At 47.0% G+C, this 26900-nt stretch carries 9 protein-coding genes, 6 tRNA genes and 9 rRNA genes; 4 read left to right on the forward strand and 20 right to left on the reverse strand.

The genetic code is table 11. From position 1 onward, the window contains the following. The first annotated feature begins 96 nt into the window (after window positions 1-96). The gene (coaA, locus tag OCV12_RS15290) at window positions 97-1020 is read left to right on the forward strand and encodes a type I pantothenate kinase (protein ID WP_048657856.1); all 924 of its coding nucleotides are present in this window, start codon (window positions 97-99) and stop codon (window positions 1018-1020) included. A 7-nt stretch (window positions 1021-1027) separates the two neighbouring features. Here coaA and birA read toward each other — a convergent pair whose 3' ends face one another. Together birA and murB are read right to left on the reverse strand one after the other, a co-directional pair. After that, window positions 1028-1993, reverse strand: coding sequence for a bifunctional biotin--[acetyl-CoA-carboxylase] ligase/biotin operon repressor BirA (gene birA / locus OCV12_RS15295; protein ID WP_261884985.1), 966 nt, complete (start codon window positions 1991-1993; stop codon window positions 1028-1030). Then, on the reverse strand, window positions 1990-3036 hold the full coding sequence (gene murB / locus OCV12_RS15300) for a UDP-N-acetylmuramate dehydrogenase (protein WP_261884986.1): 1047 nt from the start codon (window positions 3034-3036) through the stop codon (window positions 1990-1992). The genes birA and murB overlap by 4 nt, the downstream gene beginning before the upstream one ends. Before the next feature lie 66 nt (window positions 3037-3102). Here murB and OCV12_RS15305 point away from each other — a divergent pair, with 66 nt between their 5' ends. Together OCV12_RS15305 and pssA are read left to right on the forward strand one after the other, a co-directional pair. Beyond that, window positions 3103-3534, forward strand: coding sequence for a GNAT family N-acetyltransferase (locus OCV12_RS15305; RefSeq protein ID WP_261884987.1), 432 nt, complete (start codon window positions 3103-3105; stop codon window positions 3532-3534). A 91-nt stretch (window positions 3535-3625) separates the two neighbouring features. Then, entirely contained in the window at window positions 3626-4966 is a 1341-nt protein-coding gene (pssA, locus tag OCV12_RS15310) for a CDP-diacylglycerol--serine O-phosphatidyltransferase (RefSeq protein WP_261884988.1), read from the forward strand. A 1025-nt stretch (window positions 4967-5991) separates the two neighbouring features. Here pssA and OCV12_RS15315 read toward each other — a convergent pair. From OCV12_RS15315 to OCV12_RS15385, 15 genes are all read right to left on the reverse strand, one after another. Further along, window positions 5992-6068, reverse strand: a tRNA-Asp gene (locus tag OCV12_RS15315). Window positions 6069-6113: 45 nt separating this feature from the next. Further along, window positions 6114-6229, reverse strand: a 5S ribosomal RNA gene (gene rrf / locus OCV12_RS15320). 93 nt (window positions 6230-6322) lie between these two features. Beyond that, window positions 6323-9214, reverse strand: a 23S ribosomal RNA gene (locus OCV12_RS15325). A 360-nt stretch (window positions 9215-9574) separates the two neighbouring features. Next, window positions 9575-9650 (reverse strand) — tRNA-Val (locus OCV12_RS15330). Between the two features lie 32 nt (window positions 9651-9682). Further along, window positions 9683-9758, reverse strand: a tRNA-Lys gene (locus tag OCV12_RS15335). Between the two features lie 2 nt (window positions 9759-9760). Next, window positions 9761-9836 (reverse strand) — tRNA-Glu (locus OCV12_RS15340). A gap of 89 nt (window positions 9837-9925) precedes the next feature. Continuing rightward, a 16S ribosomal RNA gene (locus OCV12_RS15345) occupies window positions 9926-11480 on the reverse strand. Between the two features lie 389 nt (window positions 11481-11869). Continuing rightward, window positions 11870-11985: ribosomal RNA gene (gene rrf / locus OCV12_RS15350) — 5S ribosomal RNA — on the reverse strand. Window positions 11986-12078: 93 nt separating this feature from the next. Beyond that, a 23S ribosomal RNA gene (locus tag OCV12_RS15355) occupies window positions 12079-14970 on the reverse strand. A gap of 293 nt (window positions 14971-15263) precedes the next feature. After that, a tRNA-Ala gene (locus tag OCV12_RS15360) sits at window positions 15264-15339 on the reverse strand. 14 nt (window positions 15340-15353) lie between these two features. Then, window positions 15354-15430 (reverse strand) — tRNA-Ile (locus tag OCV12_RS15365). Between the two features lie 67 nt (window positions 15431-15497). Continuing rightward, window positions 15498-17052: ribosomal RNA gene (locus OCV12_RS15370) — 16S ribosomal RNA — on the reverse strand. A 389-nt stretch (window positions 17053-17441) separates the two neighbouring features. Beyond that, a 5S ribosomal RNA gene (rrf, locus tag OCV12_RS15375) occupies window positions 17442-17557 on the reverse strand. 93 nt (window positions 17558-17650) lie between these two features. Then, window positions 17651-20542, reverse strand: a 23S ribosomal RNA gene (locus OCV12_RS15380). A 348-nt stretch (window positions 20543-20890) separates the two neighbouring features. Next, window positions 20891-22445: ribosomal RNA gene (locus OCV12_RS15385) — 16S ribosomal RNA — on the reverse strand. Together the 16S, 23S and 5S rRNA genes with 6 tRNA genes alongside form the textbook arrangement of a ribosomal RNA operon. Window positions 22446-23065: 620 nt before the next feature. On the opposite strand from OCV12_RS15385, the gene OCV12_RS15390 reads away from it, so the two are divergent. After that, window positions 23066-23518, forward strand: coding sequence for an RNA recognition motif domain-containing protein (locus OCV12_RS15390; RefSeq protein ID WP_017061054.1), 453 nt, complete (start codon window positions 23066-23068; stop codon window positions 23516-23518). Here the strand turns inward: OCV12_RS15390 and murI are convergent. The 3 genes from murI to OCV12_RS15405 all read right to left on the reverse strand — a co-directional run bounded on the left by murI (window position 23481) and on the right by OCV12_RS15405 (window position 26882). Beyond that, a complete protein-coding gene (gene murI, locus OCV12_RS15395; RefSeq protein ID WP_390904526.1) occupies window positions 23481-24281 on the reverse strand; it encodes a glutamate racemase in 801 nt (266 codons plus the stop codon). The genes OCV12_RS15390 and murI overlap by 38 nt on opposite strands. A 66-nt stretch (window positions 24282-24347) precedes the next feature. Further along, window positions 24348-25013, reverse strand: a complete 666-nt coding sequence (locus OCV12_RS15400) for an adenine nucleotide alpha hydrolase (RefSeq protein WP_261884989.1) — start codon at window positions 25011-25013, stop codon at window positions 24348-24350. A 48-nt stretch (window positions 25014-25061) separates the two neighbouring features. Further along, a complete protein-coding gene (locus OCV12_RS15405) occupies window positions 25062-26882 on the reverse strand; it encodes a TonB-dependent receptor domain-containing protein (RefSeq protein WP_261884990.1) in 1821 nt (606 codons plus the stop codon). Between the last annotated feature and the right edge of the window lie 18 nt (window positions 26883-26900).

The following is a 26900-nucleotide window of genomic DNA, read 5'->3' on the forward strand; positions in this document are numbered from 1 at the left end:
TCTTTAACCCGCATCTAGCACAGGAAGATATTTTATTTATCTATCGCTTGATGTATTTTCCATGCACTTGTTTTGTTATCCACTATAGAGTTTTGTATGAGCCCATTTATGTCATTTGACCGCGAACGCTGGTCTGAGCTAAGGAATTTAGTTCCGATGACACTTTCTGAAAGCGACTTAAAAGAGCTTCAAGGCATCAATGAAAAACTCACAATGGAAGAGGCTGTGGAGATCTATCTACCGCTTTCTCGCCTGTTGAATCTCTATGTGGCAGCCAGACAAAACAGAAACTCGGTACTTCATGAGTTCCTAGATAAGAAAGAGAAAGCGCCACCTTTTATCATCGGTATTGCAGGTAGTGTTGCCGTTGGTAAAAGTACAACTGCGCGACTGCTTAAAGCCCTACTCTCTCGTTGGGAGAACCACCCAAAAGTTGAGTTAGTCACAACAGACGGTTTCTTATACCCAAATGAAGTGTTGGAAGAGAAAGGGTTGATGAGTAAGAAAGGCTTCCCTGAGTCATACGACATCAAGCGTCTAGTGAACTTTGTCTCGGATGTTAAAGCGTGCAAAAGAAATGTCACCGCACCGGTATACTCGCACCTAACTTACAACATTACTGATGATGTTAAGTGTGTCGACCTACCCGATGTGCTTATTATTGAAGGGCTTAATGTCTTACAGAGTGGCATGAACTACCCACACGAACCGCATCGTGTGTTTATTTCAGACTTCCTTGATTTCTCACTCTATGTGGATGCTGACAGCCAGCAGATCAAAGAGTGGTACATCAATCGTTTTATGAAGTTTCGCGACGGGGCGTTTACCAAGCCCGGTTCGTACTTTAGTCATTACACTAAGCTATCGAATCAAGCTGCACTGGACAAAGCGGAAGGTATCTGGAGTTCAATCAATGGCTTGAACCTTGAACAAAATATCCTTCCAACAAGAGAAAGAGCGCATCTGATTTTGCGAAAAGGCGCAGATCATATGGTTGAAGAAGTGTTACTTAGAAAATAGTAACGCCTTAATCCCCTTTTCTTAGCGATATTTCGCCACCAATATAACTCTCGATGCCATCCTCGGTTTTGAGTAACACGGCACCTTGTTCATCGATGCCTTGAACAACACCTTCAATTTCTCTAGGTCCAATAATCAACCTTACATTGCGACCTAAGAAATTATCTAAGCGATTCCAACGTTCTACGAAGTTAGACATCCCTTTCAATTCATAATCCACAAGAGACTTGTCCCAAGCATTAATCAGAGCCTGTGCTAATTGGTTACGATCTGGCACCTTCCCGTCACACACTTCTTTAAGAGAAGTCCACGGTTGACCAATACCTGATGTTGTTGGGTCCATCGATAGGTTCAGCCCTAAACCAATAACAATATGAGCTGCGCCACCCGACTGCCCAGAGAGCTCGACCAAGATACCCGCGAGCTTCTTGTCATTGTGGTATAGGTCATTCGGCCACTTAAGCTTGATGCCTTCAACGCCCATCTCTTCCAAAGCCTCTACAACGGCTACGCCAACCACAAGGCTTAAGCCCATCGCAGCAGCCATACCGGCATCTAGCCTCCAGTACATTGAAAGGTACAGGTTTGCACCAAATGGCGATACCCACTCTCTTCCACGACGCCCGCGGCCAGCAGCTTGATACTCAGCAATACAAACCGAACCAGACTCAAGAGTGTTCGTACGCTCTAACAAGTGCTGGTTTGTAGAACCAATGATTGGGATCAGCTCAAGTGAAGCGTCAGGACTTGGAACTGACAATTTCTCTTGGTCAAGCATGTCCAACTGGTTAGCTAACTTGTAGCCCTTGCCTTGCACTCGATAGATATCCAATCCCCACTCTTGAATCCCTTTAATGTGCTTACTGATAGCCGCTCTTGATACGCCTATCATCTCGCCGAGGTCTTCTCCGGAATGAAACTCGCCATCGGAAAGGCATTTTAGTAGTGCTAGCTTGGTACTGTGCTCCCTCATACTAATACCTCCAAAGCTCTATCTAAGTTTGTCTCGCTTTCTCTACCCATAAAGCGGACTTCGTGTTCCAACTGAATATCGAACTTGTTCAGGACAGATTTGCGAACTCGGTCAGCAAGCTTAAGGATGTCGATAGCAGAAGCTTGATCATAATTAATGATAACCAGCGCTTGGTTTGGGTGAACTTGAGCGCCGCCTTCAGTAACACCTTTAAATTGGCATTGATCAATGAGCCACCCTGCAGCGACTTTGATCATATCGTTACTCTCGTAACCAACGATGTTTGGGTACAGCTCTGACAAGCGATCAAAATGATCTTTGGTGATCACGGGGTTTTTGAAAAAGCTTCCAGCATTGCCCTGTTTCGAAGGGTCTGGCAGTTTGCTCGAACGAATAGCACATACTTCATCGAATATCATGCTAGGGGAAAGTGTTTCTTCTGGCAGGCTTTTAAGCGGACCGTAATGGTTACATGGCTTCCACTCTTTCGGCAGTGTTAAACCGATCGCGACAACAATCGCTTTGCCATAAAGAGCGTGTTTAAAAATGGAATCTCGGTAACCAAAGAGGCATTCTTCTTTGGTTAATCGCTTAACTGTATAAGTATCCAGACAAAGAATATCGACGTATTCGCAGACGTCTTGCAGCTCAACGCCGTACGCACCAATATTCTGAATAGGTGCAGAACCTGAGCACCCCGGTATCATTGCAAGGTTTTCTAAACCGCCAAGCCCTTTATCAACACTCCACTTAACCAAACTAGGCCAATCCTCACCACCATTAACATGTAGATGGTGATGACTCTCTGTCTCGGTTAGAGTAATCCCGGCTAACTGGTTCACAATAATTAAGCCTGCAAAATGCTCAGTAAAAAGCATATTACTGCCCTTACCCAGTATTAACTTAGGCAAAGTTGACCATTTAGGGTCTTGATAAACCGTAATCAGTTCTTCGATAGTCGTGACTTCAACCAACGCATCACATGTCTGGTCGATGGAAAAAGTATGAACGTTTTTTAAACTAGCATTGAGATGGAATTGCATGACGATATTCAATTAACTTACACTGCAGCCATTCTACAGCAGATAAACCAGTGGCGCAGTGACTGAATGAACAATGTCATCATTACCCAATTAGACCCCGTTAAAGTTCCCCTAGTAAAACGTTTCTACAAGGAACATTATCCAACAGGGAAAGCCAACAAGAGGGAGATTATCTATTCATTACTCATGGATAACGAGCTTTGTGGTGTCGTGCGTTTTCGGACGATAGAAAGTGCTCGCTTGCTTACCGGAATGGCTATCTCAAAAGAACATCGTGGTAAGCAATTAGGCTCTCAGCTTATGGATTATTGTGCTCAGCATACGCTGACAGAAAACGACTACTGCTTCGCCTACGCGCATCTCACCAGCTTTTACGCGCGACATAACTTCGTACAGATCGAGCCAGAACAGCTACCCAATGGGTTGAGAGTTTTATACGAGCGCTATTCGAATAGCGGAAAAGATCTCATTCCTATGCATTATCAGCAAAATTGTTAGAGAATGCCTCGATTATCTAGTATTTGGGGCTATCCCTTTGGTAAAATTAAAGGTTCGCAATTTTGCATATTTTTAAGGTAAAACAGTCAATATGATTGCCAGTAGGAATCCATTCATACAGTTGCCAACCATAGCGCAGAATCCTGACAAGTTTGAAGTACTACTATCAGCGCAAGAGTTTCGAACTCGCTTACTTGATGAGATATCTCGCGCAACGACTCGTATTAGTTTAGTCGCTTTGTACCTTGAAGATGATGAGGCTGGCCGTGAGATCCTAACTGCCTTATATGAAGCAAAGCAAAAGAATCCAGAACTAGACGTGAGTGTATGTGTCGATTGGCACAGAGCGCAACGTGGATTGATTGGCGCAGAGTCCTCTGAAGGCAACGCGGCAATGTATAAAGAGTTTGCTGAAAAGTATCAGCACTCTGTTCCTGTCTATGGCATCCCTGTTCGCGGTAAAGAAGTCTTTGGCGTATTGCACCTAAAAGGCTTTATCGTCGATGACAGCGTGATATACAGCGGTGCAAGCCTTAACAATATCTACCTGAACTACCATGACCGCTATCGCTTTGATCGCTACCATGTTTTAAGCAACGCAGCACTGGCTGACTCGATGTTTACCTACGTGCACGAGCAAATGATCTCAGACAGCGCTGTTTACGACTTGGCAGATCAAAACAAGCCAGTAACCAAAGAACTGAAACCAGCGATTCGCCAGTTCCGAGCTTCACTAGCTCGATCTCAATACCAATTCGATAGTCAGGGGGTTTCACCAGAGCAAGTAGCCGTAACGCCATTAGTTGGTATTGGCAAACGACGTAACCGTCTGAATCAAGGCATCAATCAACTTGTCGCTCAAGCTAAAGATGAGATCTTTATCTGCACACCTTACTTCAACTTCCCACCTAGCCTAGCTAAAGAAGTGAAGAAAGCGCTAAAGCGTGGTGTAAAGGTCAGTATTGTTGTCGGTGATAAAACAGCGAACGATTTCTTTATCTCACCAGAAGAAGAGTTTAAAACAATTGGTGGCTTGCCATACCTTTACGAATTGAACTTACGTCGCTTTGCTAAAGCCAATGAAGCCCACATTGCTAGCCGCAATCTATCGATTCGACTTTGGCAACACGATTCTAATAGCTTCCACCTGAAGGGTATCTGGGTCGATAAGCGTTATATGCTCCTAACTGGCAATAACCTAAACCCTCGTGCATGGAAACTCGATCTAGAGAACGGTATCTTTATCCAAGATCACTACCATCACCTAACTGATAAGTTCCAAGCTGAAGTAGACAACATTCTTCAACACACTCAGCTTATCTGTACTTATAAGCAGTTAGATAAAGTAGATAGCTACCCTACGGAAGTTCAGAAGCTGATTCGTAAGATCACTCGCGTCAAAGCCGACAGGGTCCTCAAACAGATTCTATAGCGAATGGTTTCCCTAAGATTAATCAACGCCTAGCAAACGCTAGGCGTTTTTGTATCAATAATACGAGATATATTTTCTAAACCGGTACAAACTATCAAACGTAAATATCAGCTAAACGACAGAGACTCCACATCCCTTCTTTTATCGGTCTCGGGAATGACTAGATCGGAGACAAGTTCAATTGATCGAATACTCAATTTAATTACCTAAAAGCTATATACGCAATAACTGCTTTCACCCCACAACTAAGCGACTGGAGATGAACATAACTTCATCTAACACACCTAACGAGCAAAACTCCAATCAAACAACTTCAATCGACCATTTACGCTAAGTAGTCTCAATCGATATCAGAATTATCTTAATAGTTAGTCTAAGTATCACGAAACTCTTACGACGACATGTGCAGATAGGAGGCATATAAAACTTGCGAGCATTCTGATAGGAGTAGCTTTTCTAATAGGTAACCGAATAGTCGGATTTCCGCATCTTCAATAATGATCAGACCAAAGATAATCGTATATTCTTAAAGTGCAAACAAGCTTCGGAAGTTCGAGGAAGTGTTCCTCATAAGTAGTGATTTGATGTGAACTGGACCCATCCAGAACGGCACTCAGTGACCGTTTCATCCTAGTTTAGAAACGATGAAAGCCTAGTCGTAAGACTAGGCTTTCTGATAAGTGGCAAAAGCCTAGGGCTACGAGGTAAGTCCTATACGGGAGTCTTTCTACCCAAGGAAAATACCATTATTTAAACGCAAAAAACCGCGCTATTTTCTAGTAAGGCTTCTTAATAAGTGGCGTTGTTGCTGAGGTCTCTGGCAGCCTGAACTCATTGGTCGAAGACCAAATTATCTATAGCCAGAAACGACGAAAGCCTAGTCGTGAGACTAGGCTTTCTGATAATTGGCTATGCTGGTATTCCATCGGACTCGCGCACGAGTAGAACTCTTTCGCCCGAAGGAAATGTACAATGATTCAAATGTAAAAAAGCCCTGCTATTTCTAGCAGGGCTTTTCTAATAAGTGGCGGAGTGGACGGGACTCGAACCCGCGACCCCCGGCGTGACAGGCCGGTATTCTAACCAACTGAACTACCACTCCGCAGTGGACTACTTGTCGTCGCTGACAAGTCGTTCATAATTTAAAGCCTGGCGATGTCCTACTCTCACATGGGGAAGCCCCACACTACCATCGGCGCTATTGTGTTTCACTTCTGAGTTCGGCATGGAATCAGGTGGGTCCACAATGCTATGGTCGCCAAGCAAATTTTAAAATTCGGAAAACTGTATTTAAAAGTAACTCTTCAAACTCATTCAAGGTCTGTCTTTGAGTCCACAAAACCCCTTGGGTGTTGTATGGTTAAGCCTCACGGGCAATTAGTACAGGTTAGCTCAATGCCTCGCAGCACTTACACACCCTGCCTATCAACGTTCTAGTCTTGAACAACCCTTAAGGACGCTTATAGCGTCAGGGAAAACTCATCTCAGGGCTCGCTTCCCGCTTAGATGCTTTCAGCGGTTATCGATTCCGAACTTAGCTACCGGGCAATGCCATTGGCATGACAACCCGAACACCAGAGGTTCGTCCACTCCGGTCCTCTCGTACTAGGAGCAGCCCCCTTCAATTTTCCAACGCCCACGGCAGATAGGGACCGAACTGTCTCACGACGTTCTAAACCCAGCTCGCGTACCACTTTAAATGGCGAACAGCCATACCCTTGGGACCGACTTCAGCCCCAGGATGTGATGAGCCGACATCGAGGTGCCAAACACCGCCGTCGATATGAACTCTTGGGCGGTATCAGCCTGTTATCCCCGGAGTACCTTTTATCCGTTGAGCGATGGCCCTTCCATTCAGAACCACCGGATCACTATGACCTGCTTTCGCACCTGCTCGAATTGTCATTCTCGCAGTCAAGCGGGCTTATGCCATTGCACTAACCACACGATGTCCAACCGTGTTTAGCCCACCTTCGTGCTCCTCCGTTACTCTTTGGGAGGAGACCGCCCCAGTCAAACTACCCACCAGGCACTGTCCGTAATCCCGATTCAGGGACCAACGTTAGAACATCAAAACTACAAGGGTGGTATTTCAAGGACGACTCCACCACATCTAGCGACGCGGTTTCAAAGTCTCCCACCTATCCTACACATGTAGGTTCAATGTTCAGTGCCAAGCTGTAGTAAAGGTTCACGGGGTCTTTCCGTCTAGCCGCGGGTACACTGCATCTTCACAGCGATTTCAATTTCACTGAGTCTCGGGTGGAGACAGCGTGGCCATCATTACGCCATTCGTGCAGGTCGGAACTTACCCGACAAGGAATTTCGCTACCTTAGGACCGTTATAGTTACGGCCGCCGTTTACCGGGGCTTCGATCAAGAGCTTCGACCGAAGTCTAACCCCATCAATTAACCTTCCGGCACCGGGCAGGCGTCACACCGTATACGTCATCTTACGATTTTGCACAGTGCTGTGTTTTTAATAAACAGTTGCAGCCACCTGGTATCTGCGACTCTCGTCTGCTCCATCCGCAAGGGACTTCACTGATAAGAGCGTACCTTCTCCCGAAGTTACGGTACCATTTTGCCTAGTTCCTTCACCCGAGTTCTCTCAAGCGCCTTGGTATTCTCTACCCGACCACCTGTGTCGGTTTGGGGTACGATTCCTTACAATCTGAAGCTTAGAGGCTTTTCCTGGAAGCATGGCATCAATGACTTCACTACCGTAGTAGCTCGACATCGTATCTCAGCGTTAAGAAAGTCCGGATTTACCTAAACTTTCCGCCTACGTACTTGAACCTGGACAACCGTCGCCAGGCCCACCTAGCCTTCTCCGTCCCCCCATCGCAATTGTAAGAAGTACGGGAATATTAACCCGTTTCCCATCGACTACGCCTTTCGGCCTCGCCTTAGGAGTCGACTTACCCTGCCCCGATTAACGTTGGACAGGAACCCTTGGTCTTCCGGCGAGGGAGTTTTTCACTCCCTTTATCGTTACTCATGTCAGCATTCGCACTTCTGATACCTCCAGCAGCCCTTACAGACCACCTTCAACGGCTTACAGAACGCTCCCCTACCCCACATACCCTAAGGTACGTAGCCGCAGCTTCGGTGTATAGCTTAGCCCCGTTACATCTTCCGCGCAGGCCGACTCGACCAGTGAGCTATTACGCTTTCTTTAAATGATGGCTGCTTCTAAGCCAACATCCTGGCTGTCTGAGCCTTCCCACATCGTTTCCCACTTAGCTATACTTTGGGACCTTAGCTGGCGGTCTGGGTTGTTTCCCTCTCCACGACGGACGTTAGCACCCGCCGTGTGTCTCCCGGATAGTACTTACTGGTATTCGGAGTTTGCAAAGGGTTGGTAAGTCGGGATGACCCCCTAGCCTTAACAGTGCTCTACCCCCAGTAGTATTCGTCCGAGGCGCTACCTAAATAGCTTTCGGGGAGAACCAGCTATCTCCAGGTTTGATTGGCCTTTCACCCCTAGCCACAAGTCATCCGCTAATTTTTCAACATTAGTCGGTTCGGTCCTCCAGTTGATGTTACTCAACCTTCAACCTGCCCATGGCTAGATCACCTGGTTTCGGGTCTAATCCTAGCAACTGTACGCCCAGTTAAGACTCGGTTTCCCTACGGCTCCCCTAAACGGTTAACCTTGCTACTAAAATTAAGTCGCTGACCCATTATACAAAAGGTACGCAGTCACACCACGAAGGTGCTCCTACTGCTTGTACGTACACGGTTTCAGGTTCTATTTCACTCCCCTCACAGGGGTTCTTTTCGCCTTTCCCTCACGGTACTGGTTCACTATCGGTCAGTCAGTAGTATTTAGCCTTGGAGGATGGTCCCCCCATATTCAGACAGGATATCACGTGTCCCGCCCTACTCGTTTTCACTGATGATGAGATGTCGATTACGGGGCTATCACCCTCTATTGCGGCACTTTCCAGAGCCTTCATCTGTCTCATTAAAAGCTTAAGGGCTAATCCAATTTCGCTCGCCGCTACTTTCGGAATCTCGGTTGATTTCTCTTCCTCGGGGTACTTAGATGTTTCAGTTCCCCCGGTTTGCCTCCTGTTGCTATGTATTCACAACAGGATACTTACTTATGTAAGTGGGTTTCCCCATTCAGGAATCCCAGACTCAAAGGTTATTACTACCTAATCTGGGCTTATCGCAAGTTATTACGCCTTTCATCGCCTCTGACTGCCAAGGCATCCACCGTGTACGCTTAGTCACTTAACCATACAACCCGAAAGGGTCTTAGTGTATGGCAACTAACCAAGGTTTTTGGTTGTCATTAAGAAGGGTTAATTCTCAATGACTGTTTGCCGGACTCAATGTGATTCAAACGAATTTGAATCGAATACAAGACACTTGAATGTGTTTGTTGTGTTTATCAAAAGATAAACATTGAGAACTTTTAAATTTGATTGAATTACTCGTAAGTAATCAATCAGTCAGCTTTCCAAATTGTTAAAGAGCATGAGACTTTAAGAACAGTGTTCTAAAATTCACATTTTCTAAAGACTCTCACAGTCGAAAAATCCAACCAGCGACATAAGAAGTGGTTTGGAGTTTTAACTTCCAAGAATATTTAGAGAATGGTGGGCGATACCGGGCTCGAACCAGTGACCCCCTGCTTGTAAGGCAGGTGCTCTCCCAACTGAGCTAATCGCCCACGATAGTTTTAATTCCTTCGCGGAGAAAGAATGGTGGGTCGTGCAGGATTCGAACCTGCGACCAATTGATTAAAAGTCAACTGCTCTACCAACTGAGCTAACGACCCAATGGTATCCCGTAGGGGAGTCGAACCCCTGTTACCGCCGTGAAAGGGCGGTGTCCTAGGCCTCTAGACGAACGGGACACTGGATTGAAGAACTTGGGAGTTCTTCGTCTCTTTTACTTTCTAAACCTAATCAATCTGTGTGGACACTTATCGTGAGTATCTTCGTATAAGGAGGTGATCCAGCCCCAGGTTCCCCTAGGGCTACCTTGTTACGACTTCACCCCAGTCATGAACCACAAAGTGGTGAGCGTCCTCCCCGAAAGGTTAAACTACCCACTTCTTTTGCAGCCCACTCCCATGGTGTGACGGGCGGTGTGTACAAGGCCCGGGAACGTATTCACCGTAGCATTCTGATCTACGATTACTAGCGATTCCGACTTCATGGAGTCGAGTTGCAGACTCCAATCCGGACTACGACGCACTTTTTGGGATTCGCTTACCATCGCTGGCTTGCTGCCCTCTGTATGCGCCATTGTAGCACGTGTGTAGCCCTACTCGTAAGGGCCATGATGACTTGACGTCGTCCCCACCTTCCTCCGGTTTATCACCGGCAGTCTCCCTGGAGTTCCCGACATTACTCGCTGGCAAACAAGGATAAGGGTTGCGCTCGTTGCGGGACTTAACCCAACATTTCACAACACGAGCTGACGACAGCCATGCAGCACCTGTCTCAGAGCTCCCGAAGGCACACCTGCGTCTCCGCTGGCTTCTCTGGATGTCAAGAGTAGGTAAGGTTCTTCGCGTTGCATCGAATTAAACCACATGCTCCACCGCTTGTGCGGGCCCCCGTCAATTCATTTGAGTTTTAATCTTGCGACCGTACTCCCCAGGCGGTCTACTTAACGCGTTAGCTCCGAAAGCCACGGCTCAAGGCCACAACCTCCAAGTAGACATCGTTTACGGCGTGGACTACCAGGGTATCTAATCCTGTTTGCTCCCCACGCTTTCGCATCTGAGTGTCAGTATCTGTCCAGGGGGCCGCCTTCGCCACTGGTATTCCTTCAGATCTCTACGCATTTCACCGCTACACCTGAAATTCTACCCCCCTCTACAGTACTCTAGTTCACCAGTTTCAAATGCAGTTCCGAGGTTGAGCCCCGGGCTTTCACATCTGACTTAATGAACCACCTGCATGCGCTTTACGCCCAGTAATTCCGATTAACGCTCGCACCCTCCGTATTACCGCGGCTGCTGGCACGGAGTTAGCCGGTGCTTCTTCTGTTGCTAACGTCAAGAGATAGCGCTATTAACGCTACCCCCTTCCTCACAACTGAAAGTACTTTACAACCCGAAGGCCTTCTTCATACACGCGGCATGGCTGCATCAGGCTTTCGCCCATTGTGCAATATTCCCCACTGCTGCCTCCCGTAGGAGTCTGGACCGTGTCTCAGTTCCAGTGTGGCTGATCATCCTCTCAGACCAGCTAGGGATCGTCGCCTTGGTGAGCCATTACCTCACCAACTAGCTAATCCCACCTAGGCATATCTTGACGCGAGAGGCCCGAAGGTCCCCCTCTTTGGCCCGTAGGCATTATGCGGTATTAGCCATCGTTTCCAATGGTTATCCCCCACATCAAGGCAATTTCCTAGGCATTACTCACCCGTCCGCCGCTCGACGCCCATTAACGCACCCGAAGGATTGTTAGTGTCGTTTCCGCTCGACTTGCATGTGTTAGGCCTGCCGCCAGCGTTCAATCTGAGCCATGATCAAACTCTTCAATTTAAGATTTTGTGACTCAACGAATACTGACTTCAAAACTAATATTTACCGAAGTAAACATGTAATTCTAAAGCTATTACCATTCCAACAGAATGATAATGAATTGACTGTGCCAAATAACCGAAGTTATTTGTATTGGTCACTCAGTTCATTGAAATCATTTTGATTCCGAAGAATCTGTTTTATCTAACGATAAAACGTTTTGATATTCATCAACGAGTGCCCACACAGATTGATAGGTTTAAATTGTTAAAGAGCTTTGCTTTCAGTGCCTTAGCACTTAAGCAGGACGCGTATAATACGCTTTCTACTTTGAAAGTCAACATAAAATACTAAGAAAACTTAGAACTCTATGGTGACTTGTCTACTTTGTAGACAAAGTCGAAATTAAAGCCTGGCGATGTCCTACTCTCACATGGGGAAGCCCCACACTACCATCGGCGCTATTGTGTTTCACTTCTGAGTTCGGCATGGAATCAGGTGGGTCCACAATGCTATGGTCGCCAAGCAAATTTTAAAATTCGGAAAACTGTATTTAAAAGTAACTCTTCAAACTCATTCAAGGTCTGTCTTTGAGTCCACAAAACCCCTTGGGTGTTGTATGGTTAAGCCTCACGGGCAATTAGTACAGGTTAGCTCAATGCCTCGCAGCACTTACACACCCTGCCTATCAACGTTCTAGTCTTGAACAACCCTTAAGGACGCTTATAGCGTCAGGGAAAACTCATCTCAGGGCTCGCTTCCCGCTTAGATGCTTTCAGCGGTTATCGATTCCGAACTTAGCTACCGGGCAATGCCATTGGCATGACAACCCGAACACCAGAGGTTCGTCCACTCCGGTCCTCTCGTACTAGGAGCAGCCCCCTTCAATTTTCCAACGCCCACGGCAGATAGGGACCGAACTGTCTCACGACGTTCTAAACCCAGCTCGCGTACCACTTTAAATGGCGAACAGCCATACCCTTGGGACCGACTTCAGCCCCAGGATGTGATGAGCCGACATCGAGGTGCCAAACACCGCCGTCGATATGAACTCTTGGGCGGTATCAGCCTGTTATCCCCGGAGTACCTTTTATCCGTTGAGCGATGGCCCTTCCATTCAGAACCACCGGATCACTATGACCTGCTTTCGCACCTGCTCGAATTGTCATTCTCGCAGTCAAGCGGGCTTATGCCATTGCACTAACCACACGATGTCCAACCGTGTTTAGCCCACCTTCGTGCTCCTCCGTTACTCTTTGGGAGGAGACCGCCCCAGTCAAACTACCCACCAGGCACTGTCCGTAATCCCGATTCAGGGACCAACGTTAGAACATCAAAACTACAAGGGTGGTATTTCAAGGACGACTCCACCACATCTAGCGACGCGGTTTCAAAGTCTCCCACCTATCCTACACATGTAGGTTCAATGTTCAGTGCCAAGCTGTAGTAAAGGTTCACGGGGTCTTTCCGTCTAGCCGCGGGTACACTGCATCTTCACAGCGATTTCAATTTCACTGAGTCTCGGGTGGAGACAGCGTGGCCATCATTACGCCATTCGTGCAGGTCGGAACTTACCCGACAAGGAATTTCGCTACCTTAGGACCGTTATAGTTACGGCCGCCGTTTACCGGGGCTTCGATCAAGAGCTTCGACCGAAGTCTAACCCCATCAATTAACCTTCCGGCACCGGGCAGGCGTCACACCGTATACGTCATCTTACGATTTTGCACAGTGCTGTGTTTTTAATAAACAGTTGCAGCCACCTGGTATCTGCGACTCTCGTCTGCTCCATCCGCAAGGGACTTCACTGATAAGAGCGTACCTTCTCCCGAAGTTACGGTACCATTTTGCCTAGTTCCTTCACCCGAGTTCTCTCAAGCGCCTTGGTATTCTCTACCCGACCACCTGTGTCGGTTTGGGGTACGATTCCTTACAATCTGAAGCTTAGAGGCTTTTCCTGGAAGCATGGCATCAATGACTTCACTACCGTAGTAGCTCGACATCGTATCTCAGCGTTAAGAAAGTCCGGATTTACCTAAACTTTCCGCCTACGTACTTGAACCTGGACAACCGTCGCCAGGCCCACCTAGCCTTCTCCGTCCCCCCATCGCAATTGTAAGAAGTACGGGAATATTAACCCGTTTCCCATCGACTACGCCTTTCGGCCTCGCCTTAGGAGTCGACTTACCCTGCCCCGATTAACGTTGGACAGGAACCCTTGGTCTTCCGGCGAGGGAGTTTTTCACTCCCTTTATCGTTACTCATGTCAGCATTCGCACTTCTGATACCTCCAGCAGCCCTTACAGACCACCTTCAACGGCTTACAGAACGCTCCCCTACCCCACATACCCTAAGGTACGTAGCCGCAGCTTCGGTGTATAGCTTAGCCCCGTTACATCTTCCGCGCAGGCCGACTCGACCAGTGAGCTATTACGCTTTCTTTAAATGATGGCTGCTTCTAAGCCAACATCCTGGCTGTCTGAGCCTTCCCACATCGTTTCCCACTTAGCTATACTTTGGGACCTTAGCTGGCGGTCTGGGTTGTTTCCCTCTCCACGACGGACGTTAGCACCCGCCGTGTGTCTCCCGGATAGTACTTACTGGTATTCGGAGTTTGCAAAGGGTTGGTAAGTCGGGATGACCCCCTAGCCTTAACAGTGCTCTACCCCCAGTAGTATTCGTCCGAGGCGCTACCTAAATAGCTTTCGGGGAGAACCAGCTATCTCCAGGTTTGATTGGCCTTTCACCCCTAGCCACAAGTCATCCGCTAATTTTTCAACATTAGTCGGTTCGGTCCTCCAGTTGATGTTACTCAACCTTCAACCTGCCCATGGCTAGATCACCTGGTTTCGGGTCTAATCCTAGCAACTGTACGCCCAGTTAAGACTCGGTTTCCCTACGGCTCCCCTAAACGGTTAACCTTGCTACTAAAATTAAGTCGCTGACCCATTATACAAAAGGTACGCAGTCACACCACGAAGGTGCTCCTACTGCTTGTACGTACACGGTTTCAGGTTCTATTTCACTCCCCTCACAGGGGTTCTTTTCGCCTTTCCCTCACGGTACTGGTTCACTATCGGTCAGTCAGTAGTATTTAGCCTTGGAGGATGGTCCCCCCATATTCAGACAGGATATCACGTGTCCCGCCCTACTCGTTTTCACTGATGATGAGATGTCGATTACGGGGCTATCACCCTCTATTGCGGCACTTTCCAGAGCCTTCATCTGTCTCATTAAAAGCTTAAGGGCTAATCCAATTTCGCTCGCCGCTACTTTCGGAATCTCGGTTGATTTCTCTTCCTCGGGGTACTTAGATGTTTCAGTTCCCCCGGTTTGCCTCCTGTTGCTATGTATTCACAACAGGATACTTACTTATGTAAGTGGGTTTCCCCATTCAGGAATCCCAGACTCAAAGGTTATTACTACCTAATCTGGGCTTATCGCAAGTTATTACGCCTTTCATCGCCTCTGACTGCCAAGGCATCCACCGTGTACGCTTAGTCACTTAACCATACAACCCGAAAGGGTCTTAGTGTATGGCAACTAACCAAGGTTTTTGGTTGTCATTAAGAAGGGTTAATTCTCAATGACTGTTTGCCGGACTCAATGTGATTCAAACGAATTTGAATCGAATACAAGACACTTGAATGTGTTTGTTGTGTTTATCAAAAGATAAACATTGAGAACTTTTAAATTTGATTGAATTACTCGTAAGTAATCAATCAGTCAGCTTTCCAAATTGTTAAAGAGCTTGATTTCTTTCGAAACCATTTTTAAAGACTCTCTTAAGAGAATACTTAAAGATGGTGGAGCTATGCGGGATCGAACCGCAGACCTCCTGCGTGCAAGGCAGGCGCTCTCCCAGCTGAGCTATAGCCCCATCTAGGTCGATATTGGTGGGTCTGAGTGGACTTGAACCACCGACCTCCCGCTTATCAGGCGAGCGCTCTAACCAGCTGAGCTACAGACCCAATATCGTCTCTTAACTTTTCTAAACCTAATCAATCTGTGTGGACACTTATCGTGAGTATCTTCGTATAAGGAGGTGATCCAGCCCCAGGTTCCCCTAGGGCTACCTTGTTACGACTTCACCCCAGTCATGAACCACAAAGTGGTGAGCGTCCTCCCCGAAAGGTTAAACTACCCACTTCTTTTGCAGCCCACTCCCATGGTGTGACGGGCGGTGTGTACAAGGCCCGGGAACGTATTCACCGTAGCATTCTGATCTACGATTACTAGCGATTCCGACTTCATGGAGTCGAGTTGCAGACTCCAATCCGGACTACGACGCACTTTTTGGGATTCGCTTACCATCGCTGGCTTGCTGCCCTCTGTATGCGCCATTGTAGCACGTGTGTAGCCCTACTCGTAAGGGCCATGATGACTTGACGTCGTCCCCACCTTCCTCCGGTTTATCACCGGCAGTCTCCCTGGAGTTCCCGACATTACTCGCTGGCAAACAAGGATAAGGGTTGCGCTCGTTGCGGGACTTAACCCAACATTTCACAACACGAGCTGACGACAGCCATGCAGCACCTGTCTCAGAGCTCCCGAAGGCACACCTGCGTCTCCGCTGGCTTCTCTGGATGTCAAGAGTAGGTAAGGTTCTTCGCGTTGCATCGAATTAAACCACATGCTCCACCGCTTGTGCGGGCCCCCGTCAATTCATTTGAGTTTTAATCTTGCGACCGTACTCCCCAGGCGGTCTACTTAACGCGTTAGCTCCGAAAGCCACGGCTCAAGGCCACAACCTCCAAGTAGACATCGTTTACGGCGTGGACTACCAGGGTATCTAATCCTGTTTGCTCCCCACGCTTTCGCATCTGAGTGTCAGTATCTGTCCAGGGGGCCGCCTTCGCCACTGGTATTCCTTCAGATCTCTACGCATTTCACCGCTACACCTGAAATTCTACCCCCCTCTACAGTACTCTAGTTCACCAGTTTCAAATGCAGTTCCGAGGTTGAGCCCCGGGCTTTCACATCTGACTTAATGAACCACCTGCATGCGCTTTACGCCCAGTAATTCCGATTAACGCTCGCACCCTCCGTATTACCGCGGCTGCTGGCACGGAGTTAGCCGGTGCTTCTTCTGTTGCTAACGTCAAGAGATAGCGCTATTAACGCTACCCCCTTCCTCACAACTGAAAGTACTTTACAACCCGAAGGCCTTCTTCATACACGCGGCATGGCTGCATCAGGCTTTCGCCCATTGTGCAATATTCCCCACTGCTGCCTCCCGTAGGAGTCTGGACCGTGTCTCAGTTCCAGTGTGGCTGATCATCCTCTCAGACCAGCTAGGGATCGTCGCCTTGGTGAGCCATTACCTCACCAACTAGCTAATCCCACCTAGGCATATCTTGACGCGAGAGGCCCGAAGGTCCCCCTCTTTGGCCCGTAGGCATTATGCGGTATTAGCCATCGTTTCCAATGGTTATCCCCCACATCAAGGCAATTTCCTAGGCATTACTCACCCGTCCGCCGCTCGACGCCCATTAACGCACCCGAAGGATTGTTAGTGTCGTTTCCGCTCGACTTGCATGTGTTAGGCCTGCCGCCAGCGTTCAATCTGAGCCATGATCAAACTCTTCAATTTAAGATTTTGTGACTCAACGAATACTGACTTCAAAACTAATATTTACCGAAGTAAACATGTAATTCTAAAGCTATTACCATTCCAACAGAATGATAATGAATTGACTGTGCCAAATAACCGAAGTTATTTGTATTGGTCACTCAGTTCATTGAAATCATTTTGATTCCGAAGAATCTGTTTTATCTAACGATAAAACGTTTTGATATTCATCAACGAGTGCCCACACAGATTGATAGGTTTAAATTGTTAAAGAGCTTTGCTTTCAGTGCCTTAGCACTTAAGCAGGACGCGTATAATACGCTTTCTACTTTGAAAGTCAACATAAAATACTAAGAAAACTTAGAACTCTATGGTGACTTGTCTACTTTGTAGACAAAGTCGAAATTAAAGCCTGGCGATGTCCTACTCTCACATGGGGAAGCCCCACACTACCATCGGCGCTATTGTGTTTCACTTCTGAGTTCGGCATGGAATCAGGTGGGTCCACAATGCTATGGTCGCCAAGCAAATTTTAAAATTCGGAAAACTGTATTTAAAAGTAACTCTTCAAACTCATTCAAGGTCTGTCTTTGAGTCCACAAAACCCCTTGGGTGTTGTATGGTTAAGCCTCACGGGCAATTAGTACAGGTTAGCTCAATGCCTCGCAGCACTTACACACCCTGCCTATCAACGTTCTAGTCTTGAACAACCCTTAAGGACGCTTATAGCGTCAGGGAAAACTCATCTCAGGGCTCGCTTCCCGCTTAGATGCTTTCAGCGGTTATCGATTCCGAACTTAGCTACCGGGCAATGCCATTGGCATGACAACCCGAACACCAGAGGTTCGTCCACTCCGGTCCTCTCGTACTAGGAGCAGCCCCCTTCAATTTTCCAACGCCCACGGCAGATAGGGACCGAACTGTCTCACGACGTTCTAAACCCAGCTCGCGTACCACTTTAAATGGCGAACAGCCATACCCTTGGGACCGACTTCAGCCCCAGGATGTGATGAGCCGACATCGAGGTGCCAAACACCGCCGTCGATATGAACTCTTGGGCGGTATCAGCCTGTTATCCCCGGAGTACCTTTTATCCGTTGAGCGATGGCCCTTCCATTCAGAACCACCGGATCACTATGACCTGCTTTCGCACCTGCTCGAATTGTCATTCTCGCAGTCAAGCGGGCTTATGCCATTGCACTAACCACACGATGTCCAACCGTGTTTAGCCCACCTTCGTGCTCCTCCGTTACTCTTTGGGAGGAGACCGCCCCAGTCAAACTACCCACCAGGCACTGTCCGTAATCCCGATTCAGGGACCAACGTTAGAACATCAAAACTACAAGGGTGGTATTTCAAGGACGACTCCACCACATCTAGCGACGCGGTTTCAAAGTCTCCCACCTATCCTACACATGTAGGTTCAATGTTCAGTGCCAAGCTGTAGTAAAGGTTCACGGGGTCTTTCCGTCTAGCCGCGGGTACACTGCATCTTCACAGCGATTTCAATTTCACTGAGTCTCGGGTGGAGACAGCGTGGCCATCATTACGCCATTCGTGCAGGTCGGAACTTACCCGACAAGGAATTTCGCTACCTTAGGACCGTTATAGTTACGGCCGCCGTTTACCGGGGCTTCGATCAAGAGCTTCGACCGAAGTCTAACCCCATCAATTAACCTTCCGGCACCGGGCAGGCGTCACACCGTATACGTCATCTTACGATTTTGCACAGTGCTGTGTTTTTAATAAACAGTTGCAGCCACCTGGTATCTGCGACTCTCGTCTGCTCCATCCGCAAGGGACTTCACTGATAAGAGCGTACCTTCTCCCGAAGTTACGGTACCATTTTGCCTAGTTCCTTCACCCGAGTTCTCTCAAGCGCCTTGGTATTCTCTACCCGACCACCTGTGTCGGTTTGGGGTACGATTCCTTACAATCTGAAGCTTAGAGGCTTTTCCTGGAAGCATGGCATCAATGACTTCACTACCGTAGTAGCTCGACATCGTATCTCAGCGTTAAGAAAGTCCGGATTTACCTAAACTTTCCGCCTACGTACTTGAACCTGGACAACCGTCGCCAGGCCCACCTAGCCTTCTCCGTCCCCCCATCGCAATTGTAAGAAGTACGGGAATATTAACCCGTTTCCCATCGACTACGCCTTTCGGCCTCGCCTTAGGAGTCGACTTACCCTGCCCCGATTAACGTTGGACAGGAACCCTTGGTCTTCCGGCGAGGGAGTTTTTCACTCCCTTTATCGTTACTCATGTCAGCATTCGCACTTCTGATACCTCCAGCAGCCCTTACAGACCACCTTCAACGGCTTACAGAACGCTCCCCTACCCCACATACCCTAAGGTACGTAGCCGCAGCTTCGGTGTATAGCTTAGCCCCGTTACATCTTCCGCGCAGGCCGACTCGACCAGTGAGCTATTACGCTTTCTTTAAATGATGGCTGCTTCTAAGCCAACATCCTGGCTGTCTGAGCCTTCCCACATCGTTTCCCACTTAGCTATACTTTGGGACCTTAGCTGGCGGTCTGGGTTGTTTCCCTCTCCACGACGGACGTTAGCACCCGCCGTGTGTCTCCCGGATAGTACTTACTGGTATTCGGAGTTTGCAAAGGGTTGGTAAGTCGGGATGACCCCCTAGCCTTAACAGTGCTCTACCCCCAGTAGTATTCGTCCGAGGCGCTACCTAAATAGCTTTCGGGGAGAACCAGCTATCTCCAGGTTTGATTGGCCTTTCACCCCTAGCCACAAGTCATCCGCTAATTTTTCAACATTAGTCGGTTCGGTCCTCCAGTTGATGTTACTCAACCTTCAACCTGCCCATGGCTAGATCACCTGGTTTCGGGTCTAATCCTAGCAACTGTACGCCCAGTTAAGACTCGGTTTCCCTACGGCTCCCCTAAACGGTTAACCTTGCTACTAAAATTAAGTCGCTGACCCATTATACAAAAGGTACGCAGTCACACCACGAAGGTGCTCCTACTGCTTGTACGTACACGGTTTCAGGTTCTATTTCACTCCCCTCACAGGGGTTCTTTTCGCCTTTCCCTCACGGTACTGGTTCACTATCGGTCAGTCAGTAGTATTTAGCCTTGGAGGATGGTCCCCCCATATTCAGACAGGATATCACGTGTCCCGCCCTACTCGTTTTCACTGATGATGAGATGTCGATTACGGGGCTATCACCCTCTATTGCGGCACTTTCCAGAGCCTTCATCTGTCTCATTAAAAGCTTAAGGGCTAATCCAATTTCGCTCGCCGCTACTTTCGGAATCTCGGTTGATTTCTCTTCCTCGGGGTACTTAGATGTTTCAGTTCCCCCGGTTTGCCTCCTGTTGCTATGTATTCACAACAGGATACTTACTTATGTAAGTGGGTTTCCCCATTCAGGAATCCCAGACTTAAAGGTTATTACTACCTAATCTGGGCTTATCGCAAGTTATTACGCCTTTCATCGCCTCTGACTGCCAAGGCATCCACCGTGTACGCTTAGTCACTTAACCATACAACCCGAAAGGGTCTTAGTGTATGGCAACTAACCAAGGTTTTTGGTTGTCATTAAGAAGGGTTAATTCTCAATGACTGTTTGCCGGACTCAATGTGATTCAAACGAATTTGAATCGAATACAAGACACTTGAATGTGTTTGTTGTGTTTATCAAAAAATAAACATTGAGAACTTTTAAATTTGATTGAATTACTCGTAAGTAATCAATCAGTCAGCTTTCCAAATTGTTAAAGAGCATAAAGCAAAAAGCTTTAATCAATAACTTGCGTTATTAATTAAAGCTCTGGCTTTAACTAAATCTAAACCATCAATCTGTGTGGACACTTATCGTGAATATCTTCGTATAAGGAGGTGATCCAGCCCCAGGTTCCCCTAGGGCTACCTTGTTACGACTTCACCCCAGTCATGAACCACAAAGTGGTGAGCGTCCTCCCCGAAAGGTTAAACTACCCACTTCTTTTGCAGCCCACTCCCATGGTGTGACGGGCGGTGTGTACAAGGCCCGGGAACGTATTCACCGTAGCATTCTGATCTACGATTACTAGCGATTCCGACTTCATGGAGTCGAGTTGCAGACTCCAATCCGGACTACGACGCACTTTTTGGGATTCGCTTACCATCGCTGGCTTGCTGCCCTCTGTATGCGCCATTGTAGCACGTGTGTAGCCCTACTCGTAAGGGCCATGATGACTTGACGTCGTCCCCACCTTCCTCCGGTTTATCACCGGCAGTCTCCCTGGAGTTCCCGACATTACTCGCTGGCAAACAAGGATAAGGGTTGCGCTCGTTGCGGGACTTAACCCAACATTTCACAACACGAGCTGACGACAGCCATGCAGCACCTGTCTCAGAGCTCCCGAAGGCACACCTGCGTCTCCGCTGGCTTCTCTGGATGTCAAGAGTAGGTAAGGTTCTTCGCGTTGCATCGAATTAAACCACATGCTCCACCGCTTGTGCGGGCCCCCGTCAATTCATTTGAGTTTTAATCTTGCGACCGTACTCCCCAGGCGGTCTACTTAACGCGTTAGCTCCGAAAGCCACGGCTCAAGGCCACAACCTCCAAGTAGACATCGTTTACGGCGTGGACTACCAGGGTATCTAATCCTGTTTGCTCCCCACGCTTTCGCATCTGAGTGTCAGTATCTGTCCAGGGGGCCGCCTTCGCCACTGGTATTCCTTCAGATCTCTACGCATTTCACCGCTACACCTGAAATTCTACCCCCCTCTACAGTACTCTAGTTCACCAGTTTCAAATGCAGTTCCGAGGTTGAGCCCCGGGCTTTCACATCTGACTTAATGAACCACCTGCATGCGCTTTACGCCCAGTAATTCCGATTAACGCTCGCACCCTCCGTATTACCGCGGCTGCTGGCACGGAGTTAGCCGGTGCTTCTTCTGTTGCTAACGTCAAGAGATAGCGCTATTAACGCTACCCCCTTCCTCACAACTGAAAGTACTTTACAACCCGAAGGCCTTCTTCATACACGCGGCATGGCTGCATCAGGCTTTCGCCCATTGTGCAATATTCCCCACTGCTGCCTCCCGTAGGAGTCTGGACCGTGTCTCAGTTCCAGTGTGGCTGATCATCCTCTCAGACCAGCTAGGGATCGTCGCCTTGGTGAGCCATTACCTCACCAACTAGCTAATCCCACCTAGGCATATCTTGACGCGAGAGGCCCGAAGGTCCCCCTCTTTGGCCCGTAGGCATTATGCGGTATTAGCCATCGTTTCCAATGGTTATCCCCCACATCAAGGCAATTTCCTAGGCATTACTCACCCGTCCGCCGCTCGACGCCCATTAACGCACCCGAAGGATTGTTAGTGTCGTTTCCGCTCGACTTGCATGTGTTAGGCCTGCCGCCAGCGTTCAATCTGAGCCATGATCAAACTCTTCAATTTAAGATTTTGTGACTCAACGAATACTGACTTCAAAACTAATATTTACCGAAGTAAACATGTAATTCTAAAGCTATTACCATTCCAACAGAATGATAATGAATTGACTGTGCCAAATAACCGAGGTTATTTGTATTGGTCACTCAGTTCATTGAAATCAAGTTTGATTCCGAAGAATCTGTTTTATCTAACGATAAAACGTTTTGATATTCATCAACGAGTGCCCACACAGATTGATAGGTTTAAATTGTTAAAGAGCTCTAGCGTTTTGTGATTCACATCTCAGTCGCTAGGGGTGCGTACTATACCTGCACCACTTTGAGAGTCAAGGGTTATTTTCAAACTCTTTTTCTCTACCGATTTCGCTGTGTGACTTTCGTCTCACTCCGTGTCGGTGAGGCGGCATTATAGAGAGATTGAAGGGGAGCACAAGGGCTTTTTGAAATAAAAGTTTTGTTCGCCTAAAAAGCCACCAGATCCGCATTTTTCGAATAAAAACTAAACATTTGAGACGTATCACAGCAATACATTGGAAAAATGGAAGCCATGAACGTAAGATTCATGTGTCTATTTTGTTAATGGTAGATGCGTCTATTTCGTTTATTAATATGTAGTATTCCGATATGAACTCAAAAAAATCGATGTTGTTAATTGTCGCACTGGCTGTATTAGGCGGCATTGTTTTCTCTCAGGTAGATATATCGCCTGCAATTACCTTTATCCTTGGTGTCTTGGCTTCCGCTTTTGTTGTTAACTTTTCAAGCACCGACTCAAAATCAGATTCAGAACCTAAGGCTTCAACAAAAACACTTTATGTGGGTAACCTTCCATACAAAGCAAACGAATCACATGTGCGTGAATTATTCTCAGAGCATGGTGAAGTCTTTGCAGTACGTTTAATGAAAGACAAACGCACTGGTAAAAGAAGAGGCTTTGGATTTGTTGTTATGGCAAGTAATGATGTGAATCATGCAATCTCTGCACTTAATGATAAAGATTACATGCAACGAACTTTAAAAGTACGTGTTGCAAATGATCCTAAACATCCTGAAGCGGACGAATCTGAACTGAGCTAAACCCTAACTGCTTTAACATGCTATTTAGTGCACTTTCTTTTTTAGGAAGTGCACTACAAAAAACCTCACGTCCCCCCCCCTCTTTATTACCACTTTCCAAATCCAATAAATCTTGCACTCGTTTAGCGATCGCTTTACCAGAATCAACCAATAAAACATTACTACCTAAGACCTGTTGAATCTCGGACTTTATCAGTGGGAAATGTGTACACCCTAAAACGGCCACATCTATAGTATTGAGCATCGGTTGAAGGATTTGCTGCAACTCTTCAAGATTAATCACCTCACCTCTAAGTTTCTCTTCGGCCATATCCACCAGCCGAGTAGAACCTAAAAGCTCGACTCTTTTATTACTCGAGAAGTTTTTGATTAAGTCGTGCGTGTATTGACGAGTAATCGTTGCGGGAGTAGCAATAAGGCCGACCGCTTTATTGGCAAGCAAGGATGCCGGCTTAATTGCCGGTACAACACCAACTATAGGAATAAGGTTATTAGCTCTGAGTGTCGGTAAGACAATCGTGCTCGCTGTATTGCAAGCTATCACTACGATATCAATCGCGTGACTGGCTACAAAACTAGCCACGATGCTTTGAACTCTGCGAATGAGTACTTGCTGGTCAAGCTCACCATAAGGATAAGCCTCGTTGTCGAATACATAGATATAATTATGATTCGGTAGTAACTGACTTATCTCTTTATATACAGATAGACCACCCACTCCAGAATCAAAGACCAATATATTTTTTTGTAGACTATCCGACACAGCGATTACCTATAATAAGTTTCGCTGCAATGATACTCCTTCGCTTAGTTTTCGCCAATCCTCACTCTATATAATGCAAGCTTGATAGCGTTGATGAACAAAACGTTCACCTTGTTCTACATTTTCTAACTCTATCTTAAGCTTTCCTTTAAAACACGGTGCTGACGTCACTAGAGTATGAAACTCACCATCTTCACCACATGGATCGACATGACTCGGTAAACTTTCTATTAGTTCTGACGTGTATTTCTGACCACAGTAGCTCTTACCCAATGCGTCGCTATCAACCGTGACGAGAAAGGTTTCAATTCCCCTATTTATTATCTCACTAGCTAGAGCGTGACTGCTCTCTCCCATGAGAGGAAACACACACTCCCAACCAACCGGTTCTATATAGCTTTTGCGGTAGTCGGCTATACCGTTACAAAACATATCGCCAAATGCGACCGCATCAATTGATAAGCCAGACCCTTTCAATGCTGAGACAATCGTACTTTGGTAACTCTCATTGCTTGGGAACACTTCAGGAAGCTCTATGGTGATGAGTGGCAAACCGATTAATCGTGCCTGCATGGCGACCACATCAATCGGAGTTACCTGAAACGGGACTTCATCTCCAACATACGTAGTATAGAGAGCAACAACTTCATACTCGGCACTCTCAAGCAAACGCTCTAGGGTTAAGGTGGAGTCTTTACCTGATGACCAACTTATGACGACTTTCTTTTTCATTGATATACCCAATAAGAAAAAACCGCCCGAAGGCGGTTTAGGTGTTAATTAGAATTGGTAAGCTAGATTCGCAAAGTACCTACGCTCAGGCGCATTATATCCTAGCGTTGTTTGGTATTTTTCATTCGTCAGGTTATCAACTCGACCACGAACAACCAACTCAGGTGAAATCCAATACCCTACAGAAACATCCCACAAGCTTACTGATGGCAAGATATTATCTGGATCGGTGGTTTCTTTTGGATTACCCGCTCTATCACCTGTATATGTATAAGTAAGGTTTACATCGAAATCTTCATATGAAGCATCCATCAACCACTTATAGTTTTCGTCTGCACGCTTCGCTAACTTGTTGCCTGCTGAATCTTTATGGTCTTTAAATTCAGCAACAACCGTGTGATGGATGAACCACGTGTTGAAATTACCTGTAATTTCTAGCCCTTTCAATTTTGCATCTACGTTTTGAGGATACCAAAATGGGCTACCTTCGTACCAAATGATCAAGTTATCGACTTCATTATCGTATGCGGTCACATCCAGCTTGAATAAATCGAATTCACCGGTGTATCCAATTTCGCGGTTTTCGGCTTCTTCAGGCTCTAGGTCTGGATTTGTTGTTAGATCAGAATAGCTCGGAGCTTTAAATGATGTGCCGGCAGCCGCTCTAAGTGAGTGCTTTTCTGTTAGGTAATAACGAGTACCTAAAGACCATGTAGTGTGATTGTCGTATGTATCATGTTTATCGTTACGCACGCTACCTACGATTTGAACATCACCGAAACGAAGTTCAGAAGAAGCGTAGACGCCCGTCGTATCGCGAGATTCTCCTGCTAGTGCATCTGGAGAGCCATATGACAGAGCATCGTCATCAAGTTTTTCTCTGCGCCAATCCGCACCAGCACCCACAGATACGTTCTCGTTGATGTAATACTGATTTAAGAACTGCAGATTCGTCAGGTCTATTTTCTTTTTGGTACCAGCATTGTCTTTACCTTGAGCCTGTGAGTAGTCTAGGTTCTCAATTGCCTGCTGATTAGCCCTAAAAGTAGAGCTTAAGTTATCACCTTTATAATCAAGTGCAGCTGTAACACTCAGGTTTTCTGAGTAACCATAGTTTTTACCACCAGAGTCATACTCAGTTAAACTATCGAACCAACGAACGGAAGCACTACCAGTAAAGGCTTCATTAATAGGCTGAGAATAGGACGCGAAAAGATTCTGGCTTTCATATCCATAGTTAAGGCCTGTCGCAGGGTCTTTGATATCGTACCCTTCAGTCTCATCAAAGCCACCAGCAAGCTTTACTGTTCCGCCATTAGATAACTTACGGGTCGTTGAAAAGTTTGCTTCCTTTTGAGCGTCACTACCAGCTCCAACAGAAATCATTGTTGATTCCGTCGAGCTACCAGAAGCGGTAATAACATTAATTACACCCGCTACAGCATCAGAACCGTAGAGAGCACCGCCAGAGCCACGAATCACTTCAACTCTCTCAATAATACCTACTGGAATATGGTTGAAGTTAATACCGCCGGCCGCAGAATCAATACGAACACCATCGACAAGAAACAATACTTGATCGCTATTGTAGCCACGCATGAAAACAGATGCGCTGTGACCACGTCCGCCACTTTGCGATACTTCGACACCAGGCACTCGTTTTAAAACATCGACTAGAGATTTAGCTTGGGTTTCTTCTATTTCTTGTTTAGAAACAACCGTTGTTGACGCAATCACATCACTTAAAGGCTGCTCAAAACGGTTAGCCGTAACCACCATGGCTTCGTCGGCAGAGGCTTCTTGGGCGTGTAAATTGGAGATAGGTGAAAGCAGCGATGCTACAGCTATCGCTAAAAGGGATTTGTTCATGTTGTTATCCTAAATCGC

Origin of the sequence: Vibrio pomeroyi (genome assembly GCF_024347595.1) — a bacterium.
GTDB classification, from domain to species: Bacteria; Pseudomonadota; Gammaproteobacteria; order Enterobacterales; family Vibrionaceae; genus Vibrio; species Vibrio pomeroyi.

Excerpts from the sequence above, each read along its gene's own strand:
- coaA (WP_048657856.1), top strand. The coding sequence starts at position 97 with ATGAGCCCATTTATGTCATTTGACCGCGAACGCTGGTCTGAGCTAAGG.
- birA (WP_261884985.1), bottom strand. The coding sequence starts at position 1,993 with ATGAGGGAGCACAGTACCAAGCTAGCACTACTAAAATGCCTTTCCGAT.
- murB (WP_261884986.1), bottom strand. The coding sequence starts at position 3,036 with ATGCAATTCCATCTCAATGCTAGTTTAAAAAACGTTCATACTTTTTCC.
- OCV12_RS15305 (WP_261884987.1), top strand. The coding sequence starts at position 3,103 with ATGAACAATGTCATCATTACCCAATTAGACCCCGTTAAAGTTCCCCTA.
- pssA (WP_261884988.1), top strand. The coding sequence starts at position 3,626 with ATGATTGCCAGTAGGAATCCATTCATACAGTTGCCAACCATAGCGCAG.
- OCV12_RS15390 (WP_017061054.1), top strand. The coding sequence starts at position 23,066 with ATGAACTCAAAAAAATCGATGTTGTTAATTGTCGCACTGGCTGTATTA.
- OCV12_RS15400 (WP_261884989.1), bottom strand. The coding sequence starts at position 25,013 with ATGAAAAAGAAAGTCGTCATAAGTTGGTCATCAGGTAAAGACTCCACC.
- OCV12_RS15405 (WP_261884990.1), bottom strand. The coding sequence starts at position 26,882 with ATGAACAAATCCCTTTTAGCGATAGCTGTAGCATCGCTGCTTTCACCT.